At 35.0% G+C, this 13,821-nt stretch carries 15 protein-coding genes and 1 pseudogene; 6 read left to right on the top strand and 10 right to left on the bottom strand.

Annotated elements, in window-relative coordinates; genetic code table 11:
• Nucleotides 1-23: 23 nt before the first annotated feature.
• Nucleotides 24-1,082, bottom strand: coding sequence for a phosphate acyltransferase PlsX (gene plsX / locus STA7437_RS06385; RefSeq protein ID WP_015192556.1), 1,059 nt, complete (start codon nucleotides 1,080-1,082; stop codon nucleotides 24-26).
• A 157-nt stretch (nucleotides 1,083-1,239) separates the two neighbouring features.
• Here plsX and STA7437_RS06380 point away from each other — a divergent pair, with 157 nt between their 5' ends.
• Together STA7437_RS06380 and STA7437_RS06375 are read left to right on the top strand one after the other, a co-directional pair.
• Entirely contained in the window at nucleotides 1,240-2,529 is a 1,290-nt protein-coding gene (locus STA7437_RS06380; protein WP_015192555.1) for a D-alanyl-D-alanine carboxypeptidase, read from the top strand.
• 711 nt (nucleotides 2,530-3,240) lie between these two features.
• Nucleotides 3,241-4,005, top strand: a complete 765-nt coding sequence (locus tag STA7437_RS06375) for a WecB/TagA/CpsF family glycosyltransferase (RefSeq protein WP_015192554.1) — start codon at nucleotides 3,241-3,243, stop codon at nucleotides 4,003-4,005.
• Here the strand turns inward: STA7437_RS06375 and folK are convergent.
• From folK to rppA, 4 genes are all read right to left on the bottom strand, one after another.
• Nucleotides 3,998-4,483 (bottom strand): 2-amino-4-hydroxy-6-hydroxymethyldihydropteridine diphosphokinase, encoded by a 486-nt coding sequence (gene folK, locus STA7437_RS06370; RefSeq protein ID WP_015192553.1) that lies wholly within the window; start codon nucleotides 4,481-4,483, stop codon nucleotides 3,998-4,000. The genes STA7437_RS06375 and folK overlap by 8 nt on opposite strands.
• A gap of 29 nt (nucleotides 4,484-4,512) precedes the next feature.
• Entirely contained in the window at nucleotides 4,513-5,100 is a 588-nt protein-coding gene (locus tag STA7437_RS06365) for a thioredoxin family protein (protein ID WP_015192552.1), read from the bottom strand.
• A gap of 308 nt (nucleotides 5,101-5,408) precedes the next feature.
• Nucleotides 5,409-5,756 (bottom strand): hypothetical protein, encoded by a 348-nt coding sequence (locus STA7437_RS06360; protein WP_015192551.1) that lies wholly within the window; start codon nucleotides 5,754-5,756, stop codon nucleotides 5,409-5,411.
• Nucleotides 5,757-5,858: 102 nt separating this feature from the next.
• Entirely contained in the window at nucleotides 5,859-6,545 is a 687-nt protein-coding gene (gene rppA / locus STA7437_RS06355) for a two-component system response regulator RppA (RefSeq protein WP_015192550.1), read from the bottom strand.
• Nucleotides 6,546-6,601: 56 nt separating this feature from the next.
• Here rppA and STA7437_RS06350 point away from each other — a divergent pair, with 56 nt between their 5' ends.
• A complete protein-coding gene (locus STA7437_RS06350) occupies nucleotides 6,602-7,483 on the top strand; it encodes a 4-hydroxybenzoate solanesyltransferase (RefSeq protein ID WP_015192549.1) in 882 nt (293 codons plus the stop codon).
• A 49-nt stretch (nucleotides 7,484-7,532) separates the two neighbouring features.
• Here STA7437_RS06350 and STA7437_RS06345 read toward each other — a convergent pair.
• A protein-coding gene (locus tag STA7437_RS06345) for an IS5 family transposase (RefSeq protein ID WP_216087096.1) occupies nucleotides 7,533-8,367 on the bottom strand; the annotation gives its coding sequence in 2 pieces (ribosomal slippage) (nucleotides 7,533-7,977 and nucleotides 7,976-8,367; 837 coding nt in all).
• A gap of 312 nt (nucleotides 8,368-8,679) precedes the next feature.
• Between STA7437_RS06345 and STA7437_RS06340 the strand changes: the two genes are divergently transcribed.
• The 3 genes from STA7437_RS06340 to STA7437_RS06330 all read left to right on the top strand — a co-directional run bounded on the left by STA7437_RS06340 (nucleotide 8,680) and on the right by STA7437_RS06330 (nucleotide 9,786).
• Nucleotides 8,680-8,925 carry a hypothetical protein gene (locus tag STA7437_RS06340; RefSeq protein WP_015192548.1) on the top strand — a complete coding sequence of 82 codons (246 nt, stop codon included), beginning with the start codon at nucleotides 8,680-8,682 and terminating at the stop codon, nucleotides 8,923-8,925.
• Nucleotides 8,912-9,343 carry a PIN domain-containing protein gene (locus STA7437_RS06335; RefSeq protein ID WP_015192547.1) on the top strand — a complete coding sequence of 144 codons (432 nt, stop codon included), beginning with the start codon at nucleotides 8,912-8,914 and terminating at the stop codon, nucleotides 9,341-9,343. Before STA7437_RS06340 ends, STA7437_RS06335 begins: the two co-directional genes overlap by 14 nt.
• A gap of 191 nt (nucleotides 9,344-9,534) precedes the next feature.
• On the top strand, nucleotides 9,535-9,786 hold the full coding sequence (locus STA7437_RS06330; RefSeq protein WP_015192546.1) for a hypothetical protein: 252 nt from the start codon (nucleotides 9,535-9,537) through the stop codon (nucleotides 9,784-9,786).
• 24 nt (nucleotides 9,787-9,810) lie between these two features.
• On the opposite strand, the pseudogene STA7437_RS06325 reads toward STA7437_RS06330, so the two are convergent.
• From STA7437_RS06325 to STA7437_RS06310, 4 genes and pseudogenes are all read right to left on the bottom strand, one after another.
• Nucleotides 9,811-10,870: pseudogene (locus STA7437_RS06325) on the bottom strand (IS701 family transposase).
• A 159-nt stretch (nucleotides 10,871-11,029) separates the two neighbouring features.
• Complete coding sequence (locus tag STA7437_RS06320) at nucleotides 11,030-11,830, bottom strand: hypothetical protein (protein WP_015192545.1); 801 nt, start codon at nucleotides 11,828-11,830, stop codon at nucleotides 11,030-11,032.
• Between the two features lie 31 nt (nucleotides 11,831-11,861).
• Nucleotides 11,862-12,365 (bottom strand): type IV pilin-like G/H family protein, encoded by a 504-nt coding sequence (locus STA7437_RS06315; protein WP_015192544.1) that lies wholly within the window; start codon nucleotides 12,363-12,365, stop codon nucleotides 11,862-11,864.
• A gap of 295 nt (nucleotides 12,366-12,660) precedes the next feature.
• Complete coding sequence (locus tag STA7437_RS06310) at nucleotides 12,661-13,170, bottom strand: type IV pilin protein (protein ID WP_015192543.1); 510 nt, start codon at nucleotides 13,168-13,170, stop codon at nucleotides 12,661-12,663.
• Nucleotides 13,171-13,821: the final 651 nt, after the last annotated feature.

Raw genomic sequence — 13,821 nt, 5'->3', positions numbered from 1 at the left:
TTATCATTATTTATGAGCCGTTTTTAACTAGCAGAAGCTTTTTCGGTTGAGTGCTGATGTTGTTCTAATCTTTTTTCGTTATATGCTTTAATTCTTTCTAAAACTTCGTTATCAATCGCTTCTTTTGCTAAACGAATGGCATTAAAAATTGATGGTGCTTGGGAACTACCATGACTGATAATACAAACTCCTGCTACCCCAAACAATAATGCACCGCCGTGTTCAGCATGATCGATTCTTTGTTTAATGTTAAGTAGATTAGGCTTGAGTAAGGCAGTACCTAACTTACCACGCCATCCTTTTGGTAATTCTTCGCGCATGATTTGCAGCATCACTTCTCCTACTGCTTCGGCAAATTTCAGCAGGATATTGCCGACAAAACCATCACACACAATTACATCAAACTCTCCTTTCAGCACATCTCTTCCTTCCGCATTACCAGCAAAAGGAATTTGTTGATTTTCTTGTAAAAGTTGATGCGTTTTAATGGCTAGCTCATTTCCTTTCGAGGATTCTTCACCAATATTGAGTAATCCTACTTTTGGTTGATCAATCCCTAGAACATACTTACTATAAATCGTCCCCATCAAAGCAAATTGCTCTAAATATTTCGGGCGACTATCAACATTTGCACCCACATCCAAAACTATCACTGATTTACCAGGAATCATGGTGGGGAAGACAGCCCCAATCGCTGGGCGGTCAATACCTTTTAATCGACCTAAACGTAATAAAGCTGCTGCCATTGCTGCTCCTGAGTGTCCCGCAGAAACAACGGCTTGAGCTTGCTCTTGTTTAACCAAATTCATCGCCACATTGATCGATGCTTGTGGTTTACGGCGAATCGCTGTAAGCGGTTCTTCTTCCATTGATACCACCCCTTCAGCAGGAATAATTTCCAGTTGGGCTGTACCCACACCACCGTGCTTATCAATGGAGGTTTGAATTGCCTCCGGATCGCCGACTAAAAGTACGTCTACATCTAATTCCGCAGAAGCTCTGATCGCTCCAGCGACTATTTCGTCAGGGGCGAAGTCTCCCCCCATCGCATCTACTGCAATTCTTGCGCGCTTTAGTCCCATTGAGTAAATCTATCGAAGCTTTACAAATTTTAACAGAGTTTGAATTTCCCTAGTAACTAAGTTACAGGTTGAAATAAATTAACCTGTTGTTTACCCCTGAAGTGGGGTTATAAATAATGTTGGCATTAATAGCCATTCTAATCGAGGAGGTTGCTCAATGCTGGATTTTATTGGCTCTAGTTTGATAAATTTATTTCTAGAGATTTTTGGGCGATCGCAAATTAAGTTAGAACCTCTACAACTAATAGCTTGGCAAAATGCAGCCATATTCACTCTACCACCAGTACAGCCCGATCTAGTCGCTGAAAAAATAGTTCAAAATTACTTGCAAAATTTAAGTCAAGCGGGAATAGATTCTAATCAACAAGGAATTTGGCTGCAATCGGATTGGACAGAATTAGTCAATCATCAAGGAACAATCGCCATTCCCGCAGCTTCGTTAACCAAAATTGCCACTACTTTAGCTGCTTTGCTTGAATGGAGTCCAGATTATCAGTTTGAAACCTCAATTTATACTAATGGCAAAATAGTCAATGGGATTTTAACCGGAGATTTAATCGTTACAGGAAGTGGCGATCCTTTTTTTGTCTGGGAAGAAGCGATCGCATTGGGTAATGCTCTTCAACAATTAGGTATTACTCAAGTACAAGGTAACTTAATTGTTACTGATAAATTCTATATGAATTACGAATCAGATGCTCAAAGAGCAGGAGAGTTACTTAAACAGGCTTTTAATGCTAATTTATGGTCTAACGAAGCAAAGCAACAATATTCTACTCTTCCTCCAGATACACCCAAACCCCAAATTGCCATTTTAGGCAAAGTTCAAATCAGCAATAGTCTACCTTCGTCAACTCAGTTATTACTTACTCGTAGTTCTTTGCCTCTGTCAGAAATTCTCAAACAAATGAATATCTACAGTAATAACAAAATGGCGCAAATGCTTGCCGATCTTTTAGGCGGTGCTAATCAAGTTGCTTATACTGTAGCTCAAGCAATAGAAGTTTCTCAATCTGAAATTCAGTTAATTAACGGTTCTGGTTTAGGAGAAGAAAATCGTCTTTCTCCCCGCGCTGTTTGTCGAATGCTAATGAAAATTGATAGTTTGCTATCTACTCATCCTCTAGAAGTAGCAGATTTATTACCCACTGCTGGTAGAGATCGAGTCGGAACTATGCAAAATCGCTCAATTCCTGTTGGAATATCAGTCAAAACTGGTACTTTGAATCGAGTTAGTGCTTTAGCAGGAACAATTCCTACTCAAACTCAAGGTCAAATTTGGTTTGCCATTATTAATAGTGGCAATCAAACCGATTATTATCGTCAGCAACAAGACCGATTGATAAAGCAGTTAGCTCAACATTGGCAACTCCAAAAAACTACTTTTAATAATTCGGCTACTTCTTACCTTGGCGATCCCAAGCGAAATTTTCAAGCCGAACTTTAATTGTTTATTAATAATCAATCAAATATCAACAGTGACCAGTTACCAAAGATTAAGTAAAAAGCGCGAAGCGTCAGCCAGCGACAGCGAAGGATCAAAATTTTATTAAATTGAGAACCTCTCTAGTAAAAATTTCCTAAAATTATTACTAATCTAAGCGGTAAAATTAATAGTTTACGTATCAAAAGTTTATATTTTAGTCAATAGGTTTAACTAGGACTTAATCAATTTCTAGAATAGAATTTATTTTTTTTATAATTGCTTGACTTAAATAAATTTACAAGTATTATATATTTCAAAATAAATTTTGAAGTTTTATTCTTCTGCTTAACTAAAACAATCGTCCTCATTTACTTACTTAACAATATCTTTATCAAAAAGATAATAAATATACAATTGATGATATCAATTTGATTAGTTTAGTTAAATTGTAATTTAAGAAAAAGATGTTATTAATGATAAGATAATCTGACTGGAAATCTTATCTAATACTTGTGTGTTTTTTGAATTAAATATCACAAATTAAATGTATTAATTAACTGATTAACATAATTGCAATTTTTATGTTCAAAATCTCATCTGTAAAACACCTAAGTATTTGTATAGTCAAATAAAACTTAATTAATCATAGTTTATAGCTTTTCAGACATCAAAAAATATCAATATCTAGTCGCAATTTGTTGTTATTAATTTGAGATAATAATTAACCAGGATATGAAAATAAAAATTTTTGGTATTGATATTGATAATTACTCTTTTGAAGAAGTTGTTAATCTAATTATTCAGCACGCACTCAATCAAAAAACTCCTCAATATGTAGTCACCCCTAATGCTCATCATTTAGTTAAACTGCAACAAGACAAAGAATTTCGTGATGTTTATCGTCATGCTTTTTTATCTGTCCCTGATGGAGTTCCTTTATTGTGGGTAGCTAAATTACAAAATACTCCTTTAAAAGGTCGAGTCAACGGCACAGATTTATTACAAAGATTATGTGTAGAAGCAGCTAATCAAGGTTTAAAAGTATTCTTTTTGGGCGGTCGTCCCAATGCAGCAGAACAAGCAATCAATATTTTTGTTCGACAAAACCCTCAACTACAAGTAGCTGGTTTTTATTGTCCTCCTTATGGTTTTGAGACAGACCAAGTAGAATTAGCTAAAATTAATCAAATGATCAAAGTCGCTCAACCAGATTTACTTTTTGTGGGACTGGGTGCGCCTAAACAAGAGAAATGGATGTCAGCTAATTATCTAGAACTAGGAGTGCCTGTTTCTCTCGGTATTGGTGTTAGTTTTGAATTAATAGCTGGTTTAGTTGAAAGAGCTCCTGTGTGGATGCAGAAAGCTGGTTTAGAATGGCTATTTCGCTTTTTTGTAGAACCTCGCCGTTTATTTTGGCGTACTTTAATAACTAATACAACTTTTATTTGGTTATTATTTAAACAGCAATTTGGTAAATTGAGGTTAAAAGCTAATTAATACAATATTTGGTCACTCCTGAACAATCTATTTGTGTTACTAAATTTGCGATCGCTTTTCCCGATCTAGGTTCAATCCAATCAGGTACAATTTCAGCTAAAGGAACTAACACAAAGGCTCTTTGAGTCATTCTTGGATGAGGTATTTGAAGAGAGGGAGTATTAAAAATTAGCTCATCATATAAAAGTAGATCTAAGTCTAAAGTTCTTGCTCCCCATTTCTCATTTCTAACTCTGCCAAATTGCAGTTCAATTGCTTGTAATAAAACTAATAATTCTTCAGGATGTTGTTGTACAGATAACAAAGCACAGCCATTCAAATAATCTGGTTGAGGTGGTCCAATTGGTTTAGTTTGATACCAACTAGAAACAGCTTCGATCTCAATTCCTGGAATTAAAGTGAGGGATTGCAAAGAATTTTGTAATATTCTTAAAGATTCTCCTAGATTACTTCCTAGAGCGATGACAGCATTTGCCATTTTTTTATTAAATATTTAAATCTAAAACTTTACTTAGCTCCAAAATATTCTGGTTCATTACCTGGCTTCCATTTAATATTGCAGCCAATACTAGGTTTTTGCTCAAAATCAATTGTTTGATCTGCTAAAATTGTGTCAATTGCTGAACGTAAATCTTGACCAGTTATAGGTAAATTATTACTAGGACGACTATCATCTAATTGTCCACGATAAACTAGTTTATAATCACCATCAAATAAGAAGAAATCAGGCGTGCAAGCAGCAGTATAAGCTTTAGCTATCTCTTGAGTTTCGTCATAACAAACAGGAAAATTAAATCCTAATTTTTGCGCCATAACTGCCAGATTTTCAGGAGAATCATCAGGATAATTAGCGACATCATTAGCACTAATTGCCACAATTCCTAAAGAGCGAGCAAGATAATCTTGACCAATTCGCGCTAATTCTTGCTGTACGTGTTTCACAAACGGGCAATGTTGACAAATAAACATTACTAACAAAGCTTTTTTTCCAGCAAAAGTTTCTAAAGAAATAGTTTGACCAGAAACTACATCTTTTAAAGAAAAGTTGGGAGCTTTGGTTTCCAGAGATAACATTGTCGATGGAGTTAAGACCATTGTTAAATTTATTAATATATTTTTGAACAACAAATCAAATAAAAATTTGGTTATAATTTTATGATTCGTCTATAATCATCCTAAATAAAATAATTAAAGGCAAATTTAAAATTTAAATATTTATTAACAGTTAATGTTAAATTTATTGCTTTTATTTGATTTAGAAGAGATTTTTCTTGTAGATAAATTCATGAATTTATCCTACAGAATTATTAGGCTCTATCTTGCTATATTTTCTCTGCACCTAAGATGACAAAAAAATTTCCCCAGACTTGGGGAATTAACCTAGAAATTCTTAAACAGAAGATTCAAGCTATTTGTAAAAGATTTGGTAACTGTTGTGAAACTTGAAAAAAGTTAATCGTTCTACTACTACCAGGCAACTCGTCATCAGAACAACTTTCTTTTTCTGAAGCTTGAACTAGCATACAATCCTCCGCTCTTACCATCATTGTGCCTTGAGCTAAAGCTGTTCGCCACTGACGACCTGTTCTCCAAGCACAAAATTTAGTAGCATTCCAACGAGGATTTGGAGGACAACCAACAAAACCAGACCGAAGAGCAGCATGGTTTTCCTTTAAGATTTTGGTGGATACTGAAACATTTTCAGTCAGATTCACCACCATGAGGTTATCATGTTTGACAGTTTTTAACATAGACCCCACCCCCCTTTGTTATTAAGTTAAATAAACCTTTGATTATATATTAGTATTTGAATTACAAAATGTTAATGTCTTGGTCAAAAATTAATAGAAAGATTAAAATTCGTTGTCACCAAAACGATAACCTTTACCGTAGACAGTATGAATTAAAGGAATTTCACCTGGTATTTCTATTTTACGCCTTAAAAGACGAATTAAAGCAGCTAAAACATTACTACTAGGTTTTTCTTCGTCTGTCCATAAATAACTATAAATATCCTCATGAGTGAGTAGTTGACCTGGATGTTTCATAAAATATGCTAAGAGCTTAACCTCTTTTTCTGATAAGTCAATCACTCTTCCTTGACGATAGGCTAATTGATTTTCGCTATCTAGTTCTAAATCTGCTACTTTCAGCTTCTCATTCAATTGAGGATCGCCAAGAGTAACTCTTCGTAATAAAGCTCTAACTCTGGCTAATAATTCTCTTAATTCAAAAGGTTTGACTAAATAATCATCTGCCCCTGCATCCAAACCAATCACCCGATCATCAATGGTATCTTTGGCAGTAAGAAACAAGACAGGAGTAGTCAAAGAACGCGATCGCAATTCTTGGCAAATTTCTAAACCCGATCTTTGAGGTAGCATCCAATCAAGGATTAATAAATCATAGTTATTTTGCAGAGCTAAATTAATTCCTGTTACTCCGTTGTCAGCAATATCCACTTGATATCCTTCCTTAGACAAGATGCGACTGAGGGGATCTGTTAATTCTGCTTCATCATCAACTAAAAGAATTTTCATCCTAATTTTTTATGGTATGAAATTATTTAAGCTATGTTAATATTTTTAAACTTTTTATGAATCAATCTACATCTTCTCTTGAACCAACTTGGCTAACTATTATTCGTCTTCTCCGTTGGGATAAACCTGCGGGTAGACTTATTTTAATGATTCCTGCTTTATGGGCTGTTTTCTTAGCAGCAAAAGGCACTCCACCTTTACCCCTAGTCGGAGTAATTATTCTAGGGACTTTGGCTACTAGTGGGGCTGGTTGTGCCATTAACGATCTCTGGGATCGTGATATCGATCCGCAAGTAGAAAGAACGAAAAATCGCCCTCTAGCATCTCGCGCCCTTTCAGTAAAAGTCGGAATTGCAATCTTTTTAGTTGCTTTAGTTTGTGCAGCTATTTTAGCTTTTTATCTCAATCGTCTCAGTTTTTTATTCTGTTTAGCTGCCGTACCTGTAATTATTGGTTATCCCTTAGCCAAAAGAGTTTTTCCCATTCCTCAATTAGTTCTTTCCCTCGCTTGGGGTTTTGGAGTTTTAATTAGTTGGACTGCGGTAACTGCTCATTTAGAAACTTCTACTTGGTTACTTTGGGGCGCAACAATTTTTTGGACGTTAGGTTTTGACACTGTTTACGCTATGTCAGATAAACCCGATGATTTAAAAGTTGGTATTAATTCCAGTGCCATTTTTTTCGGTAAATATGCTGCTGAAGCAGTGGGAATATTTTTTGCTCTTACGGCTGGTTTAATTGCTTATTTGGGCTTAGAAATGAATTTACAGCCAATTTTTTGGATTAGTTGGCTTGTTGCTGTAGTTGGCTGGATTTGGCAATATCTCAGATTACGTCAAGCAGATTTACCACGCCCCGTTTACGGAGAAATTTTCAGTCAGAATGTTTGGCTTGGGTTTATTTTATTGGTAGGAATGATTTTCGGTTGTTTAGTTTAAAGAAAATTTCTAGCCATTCAATAGACCTCCTGCGAAAGTGTTAAACAATTCACAAATTGTTTTTCAAAAAAATCTCATAATTATAAACTCCAGCAATTAAATTAAATCTCAAACAAAATCTTTTTCTTCGATTTCGATATCTACTTGATAAAATTTTAAATATTTTTAAGCAACGATGAATATGTTCTACAATTATCCTTTGTTTAGCTAACTTACGATTAAACTGTTTTTCTTGCTTATTTAATTTTTGATTTTTCTTTTTCTTCAAAGGTGTTCTACTTTTAACATGAATTTTTTTCAGTCCTTGATATCCTTTATCTGCTAAACATTCTATGTTTTTATCTATGCCAATTTGACTGGTTTTCCAGATTTGGAAATCATGCACTTTTCCTTTGCTATGGGCTGTACAGATTATTTGCTTTGTTTTTATATCTACCAAAACTTGAGACTTTAATGTATGATACCCTTGCTTACCACTGTAATAGCATTGTTGTTTTTTTCGGTCTTTCTATTTCATGTTCTGACACATCTACTACTACTGTTTCAATTGTGCCATTGCTAGCACGAACTACTTTTTTTCCTGGCAAATTAAATAATTCCGATTTAGCTAATATATTTTCTATTTTTCTAATAATTCTTAAGACAGTTGTTTCATTAATTCCCCAATTAATTGCAATATGAAAATAAGTACGATATTCTCGCCAATATTCCAGAGTTATTAATATTTGGTCTTCTGTACTTAATTTGCTAGGTCTGCCTGTCTTTTTTTGCCATACTTTTTCTGCTTTTACAACTGTTACCATTTTCTTGAAAACTTCTGGAGAGACTCCACATAATCGTTTGAAGTCCGTCGCTTTCAGATTTTTAACTTGTTGATAAGTCATTAATCCAATTCTAGATTTTTGCTATTTTACCTAGTTTTCTTAGACTTTTGCAGGAGGTCTAATGTAATGTCATGGCTCGTTACGAGGCATCTCTAATTGAGTGAAGTGCGATCGCTTCTTGCGCCAGCGTAGCTGACCGCGAACAGAGAGAGCGAACCTCTCGCTAGTTGCGCCTGCGAAGCAGATCTCAAATATTTACTGAGCAAAAATATAATCAGGATTAAGAGTTATTTGCCTGTGTTCAGGTTCCTTCTTCTGCTCGCTCACGTAAATAGGTGATACACTTATTGTAGTGAATAATTCGTAACAACAATGGAAACTCGAAATATCACTTTATCAATACCAAAAGACATCTTATCTGAAATTAAACTGATTGCTTTAAAGCGAGAAACATCAGTCTCAGGATTGTTAACACAAATGCTGATAGATCTGGTTCGTCAAGAAGATCTGTACGTGCGATCGCAAAAACAAGAACTACATAGATTAGAAGAAGGACTCGATCTAGGCACCAATGGTAAAGTGAATTCTACCAGAGAGAGTTTGCATGAGCGATATTAAACAACTTGAATTTGTTGATACAAATGTTTTAGTTTATGCCTATGACCGCTCTGCTGGAAAAAAACATCTTCTTGCTTCTAATCTAATCAAAAAATTATGGCAAACTCGCCAAGGTTGTTTAAGCGTTCAAGTTTTGCAGGAATTTTATGTTACTGTTACCCGCAAAGTTTCTCAACCTCTGGCATGGCAAGAAGCAAGTGAAATTATTAGAAACTTATCAGTCTGGCAAGTACATTCTCCTCAAACTGACGATATCCTAGATGCAATTAGAATACAGAATCGTTATGGTATTTCTTTTTGGGATTCAATGATCGTTGTTAGTGCAGTTACCATGAATTGCCAAATTATTTGGACAGAAGATTTAAACTCAGGACAGCTATACGAGCAATTATTAGTCCAAAACCCTTTTTGTTTATAGCAGTTTTGATGTCGACTCGTCTTTGGCGAGATCGCTAATTGTTCACTATCTCATGCTGAGGCTACGAAGCATCTCTAACTAATTGAAATGCGACTGCGACCGAAGGGAGTGAACCCCTCACTCCATAAATCTAATTACCATAACTCAAGCTATAATTATCCTAAAATTAATTGCAAGAAAAATAACTAAAAATGCTCCAGTCTATCAAAGGAGTCTATAAAGACGGTGCGATCAAACTAGCAGAAACACCAGAGAATATTGAAGAAAGTCAGGTAATTGTCACTTTTTTAGAACCTAAATCAAAAAAACAAACAAAGCAAATTATTGGCACTTCTGGTCAACAATTGTTGCGTTTTGTAGGTGAAATAGTATTGGAAGATTTACAGTTGATGAGTGAAGCAATTGAAGAACATTGCGAGCAAATCGACTTAAATGAGTGGTAAATACTTATTAGATACTAACTGAGGTTACGCACTCTTGAGTAAATGTAATTCACACATAGCTTGTTGCAAAGCTTTGACATAAAGACTACTACGCAAAGCAAAATGATTCATCTTGTGTTTCAATTTTAAACACTCCAATTGGAATGCAGCATAGATAGACATAAAGATATGATTTACTTGAGTACGAATACATTTAGTTGGGGATTTAGCTAAACCAGTATTAAACTTGAGTGTTTTATGAAAGACTTCCACTTTCCACCGTTTTTTGTAGATTGCTTCTATCTGAGGGACATTACAGCTTAAATCACTACAAGCTAAATACAAAATACCAGTACTTCCATCTTGGTTTGTCAAGACTTGACGATGGATGAGAACAGGAAAGTCCAGTCCTTTAAGCCATCCTCTGACTGACACTTGTTCTAACCATTTGAGTTCATCAATTCGTGTAAAACTACCCTGTTGTTTGTCTTCTTCGCTCAAGGCTACCGTACGATTGCTATGAAGAAGCCATGATAAATTGCTTGTCTAAATCCTGACGGATAAAAACCATATTTTCCTTTGAGGAAAACCAACCCTGGGCTAGCACATACCTGTATTTGAGTTGATTCTGGGAGCAAATTTTTAATTGATTTCGTGTTAATTCATTTTTTGTTGCTGTTGCTTTTCGTTTTTCCTTCTTTGTTTTTACCTCACAAAATTTTATGGACTTTTTGACCACATCAAACCCAATTGGTAGGCTTATGTCTTCGACACTATAAACATAGTTGATGATGTTAATTCCCTTGACAGAATGGTTTTCTTGATGGTCATGATGCCAGCACACTAACTCATTCTCTTGGGTATGAGGTTTTTTCTCGATAGTGTCATCCACAATCAGCACCCCATCTTCTTGTTCATACTTTCTCACTACTGGTTTTACTAGTTTCCATAGCTCTTTAGACTCTAAGTTTTGTAACGAAAGAAAGCGGGTTATTCGATCGTGGCTGATACTTCCTTCTAATGCTCTTGACAATCCTGTTGCTGTGATTTGTCCAAAAGAGCTAATAACGTAATCGCCGTATAGTTCCAAAAGCTTTTTATCCATTTTTTTATTCTAGCTTTTGCGTAACATCAGATACTAATATAGTTATTGCTATTTTTGCTGGTGATTGCATGAAGAAATTCTTTCAATATGGCGATCTCAATAAATCGATTTGTATCATGTAGAGTTCCACATCGATTATCGATGATGACCGTAATCTTTTTAGCCTTTAGCGACATTTTCTTCTCTCGGCAATCTTACACTTACTCTACCATCGGGCTTAATTTGTAATTCGCCTCCGAGGTTTTCAATACTATTTTTGGCTAACTGGCGGGTATAAGTATCTCTTGAGTTAACAAAAACCATCAACCAGGCACCAATTTGGGCATCGGTACTATCAGGATTTGTTTCTAAAAACTGTACTGTGTCGCTAGCCGATTTTGCTATTGCTTCATTGCCAGCAATCTTTGCCCATTTTGATGCCATTGTGTAGGATTTTTTTGCTTCTTCAGTATCAGCAATAAATAAAATTTCATCTACACCTTTATATAGCCACACATAATAAGCATCAGAAATATCAGGAGATAGTTGTTCTAATCCTTTTGCCATTGCTTCTACGGTTCGATTGGGAAGACCAGCAAACATAGAAGATGCAGGAGAAATCATTAAATATGCTTGAATAAATTTGGGGTCGTGTTGCACAATAGCTTCTAAATAATCTGGGCTTAAACTAAAACCAACTACTTTTCTTGCTTCACCATCACCGAAATATTGAAGAAATTGAAGCATTATCCAGTCGGATAGTAAATTTTTAAAGCCAAAAGATGGCATGTTTTTGAGTAAATCTAACTGAATTTTGGCAATTTTTTCGTCTTGTTCAAAATTTGCTTTAGTGTTGTTACCCATTAGCTGTCTAGCCATGGGCATTTGTAAATAAATAATAGAAGCTCCACAAAATACAATTGTAGTTAAGTAAAAAATAGTTTGATTAAATTTTGTTTTGAAGAAATTGAAGCTAATCATAATTAAGATTCCTCCAAAATTAATTTGTTGATTATTGAATAATTTGACCATTAGTACAGGTAATTGGTGTACCATTGACTATAGCTGGGGTTACACCAATCGTATTACTTTCGCAGACTGTATAAAGAAAGGCATTTTCCACTCTAAAAACCGCAGAGGTCATAATTTTGAGATCGCCAGCATACTTTAGTATTGGCTCTGCTAAATGATGCACTTCAGTGTTAGTTATTGGAGTGACAATACTGTAGTTATATAAGCCATTACTTATTGATAAGTTAGTACCTAAATCGCTCATGTCATCAGCAAATGTTGCTTTCTCGAAATAATACGCTTGTTGTGATCGGTTGAGAACTCCCAGATTTACTTTTGCTTCAGCTACTCTTGCTTTTTCGACTTGGTTAACATAATTAGGTAGTGCAATTATAGACAAAGCACTAAACAGTAAAACTACAACTAATAATTCGACTAAAGTAAATCCTCGTTGTTTTTTAAAATTAAATAACAATTGGATTAATTCAATCCAAATATTTGTCATGATATTCAATAATAAATTTAATTTTTATTGTGAAATATAGCGGTTCTCAAATAGATGAAGTACAAATTTAAACTTAGTTAAAAAATTTGTCTTTCCTCTTACCTAACTTCAGCATGGGTGTATTTTACCAAATTGAGAATTGCTATAAAATTAGGTTGATTAATATTAAAAATATAAATGGGGAAGAACTTATAGCAAAAAGTTAAGTTTTCTTCCCCAGTATATTTAGATTTTGACAATTGAGAGAATCAGCTTAAACCATAATATGCTGGGCAAAGCTTAAATTGTCATAACATTAGTTGACAGGATTGCCAACACATGTCACCGTTCCGTCACCATTATCAGTAACATCTTGGTCGGCAGCATTAATAGCTGTTTCTTCGCAAATGGCAGCATTAATTGTACCCTCGAAGTAAGCTACACCAGCAGCATAGTCTAATACGTCATTTTCGTATTGGGTTTTAGCTATACCTGTCATAACACCACTAAAGCCACCATCATCTTGACCACCAGTAAAATCATAATATTGTCCGGTAACTTTTACTGGAAAGTTGGCATTAGTAATGTTAGCGAAAGTAGCTTTTTCTAAACGATTAGTTTGTTGGGCGCGGTTTAAAGCACCGAGGTTGGTTTTGGCTTCTGCTTGTCTGCCTTTAGATACTTGTCCTAACAAGTTAGGTAGCGCAACAGCAGCAAGTACACCGATGATAATTACAACTACTAATAATTCAATTAATGTGAAACCTTTGTTACCTTTTTTGTTACGAAGATTTTGTAATAATTTTGCAGCAAATAGGTTATTCATGTTATCCTTCCTTATATGTTTGTGATTTGTGTTTTTGTGGGTGATTTTTGTTATTTTCCTTTCCTATTTAAAAATTACCCACTTCGATCATTTTTTATATCATCATCGGAAAAAATTTTTTTAATCGATTTTGTAATAGCGATTAATTCTATTATTTAATGGGTTTTCGTGGATATTGTAGATGCGAACGGGTAATTACGGTTAAGAAATATAGATCGATTCGATAAATTCGGTGTGATTATTGTAGGGATGAATAGGTGATTACGATCGCGAAAAATGGGTAAATCGGTTTGATATGGCGATGGTAGGGGCGAACGGCCGTTCGCCCCTACGGGTGAAAATGGATCATCGGGCGATCGCGTTTAATATATTACCGCAATAAATGCAGATAAACGCGAGAGGTTCGCTCCTGCTAGTGTAGAAGTGGCTTCGGGTATTTATAATCCAATGAGACTTTCTGAATTAGTAGTTCGCGATTCACTAATAATGACTGCTTAAAAGTTGATAGATTTAACTTACAGTTATTCGCTCAAAGAGTTGCCAACTTTAGTTTACCAACAATTAGCTCGATTACCTGGCCCAAATGAGTGGTGGGACAATAGAGAATAAAAATTCTTTGGTGTTTAGCAATGACAGAAAGTAAGTGTCTCA

The sequence above is a fragment of the Stanieria cyanosphaera PCC 7437 genome, from assembly GCF_000317575.1.
GTDB classification, from domain to species: Bacteria; Cyanobacteriota; Cyanobacteriia; order Cyanobacteriales; family Xenococcaceae; genus Stanieria; species Stanieria cyanosphaera.
The sequence above is the reverse complement of the archived record's forward strand: the minus strand, read 5'-3'. Positions and strand labels throughout refer to the sequence as shown.

Bases quoted from the DNA above. Each gene is read 5' to 3' on its own strand.
- STA7437_RS06365 (WP_015192552.1), bottom strand. From the start codon at position 5,100: ATGGTCTTAACTCCATCGACAATGTTATCTCTGGAAACCAAAGCTCCC.
- STA7437_RS06360 (WP_015192551.1), bottom strand. From the start codon at position 5,756: ATGTTAAAAACTGTCAAACATGATAACCTCATGGTGGTGAATCTGACT.
- STA7437_RS06375 (WP_015192554.1), top strand. From the start codon at position 3,241: ATGAAAATAAAAATTTTTGGTATTGATATTGATAATTACTCTTTTGAA.
- STA7437_RS06380 (WP_015192555.1), top strand. From the start codon at position 1,240: ATGCTGGATTTTATTGGCTCTAGTTTGATAAATTTATTTCTAGAGATT.
- STA7437_RS06315 (WP_015192544.1), bottom strand. From the start codon at position 12,365: ATGACAAATATTTGGATTGAATTAATCCAATTGTTATTTAATTTTAAA.
- plsX (WP_015192556.1), bottom strand. From the start codon at position 1,082: ATGGGACTAAAGCGCGCAAGAATTGCAGTAGATGCGATGGGGGGAGAC.
- STA7437_RS06320 (WP_015192545.1), bottom strand. From the start codon at position 11,830: ATGATTAGCTTCAATTTCTTCAAAACAAAATTTAATCAAACTATTTTT.
- folK (WP_015192553.1), bottom strand. From the start codon at position 4,483: ATGGCAAATGCTGTCATCGCTCTAGGAAGTAATCTAGGAGAATCTTTA.
- STA7437_RS06330 (WP_015192546.1), top strand. From the start codon at position 9,535: ATGCTCCAGTCTATCAAAGGAGTCTATAAAGACGGTGCGATCAAACTA.
- STA7437_RS06310 (WP_015192543.1), bottom strand. From the start codon at position 13,170: ATGAATAACCTATTTGCTGCAAAATTATTACAAAATCTTCGTAACAAA.
- STA7437_RS06340 (WP_015192548.1), top strand. From the start codon at position 8,680: ATGGAAACTCGAAATATCACTTTATCAATACCAAAAGACATCTTATCT.
- STA7437_RS06350 (WP_015192549.1), top strand. From the start codon at position 6,602: ATGAATCAATCTACATCTTCTCTTGAACCAACTTGGCTAACTATTATT.
- rppA (WP_015192550.1), bottom strand. From the start codon at position 6,545: ATGAAAATTCTTTTAGTTGATGATGAAGCAGAATTAACAGATCCCCTC.
- STA7437_RS06335 (WP_015192547.1), top strand. From the start codon at position 8,912: ATGAGCGATATTAAACAACTTGAATTTGTTGATACAAATGTTTTAGTT.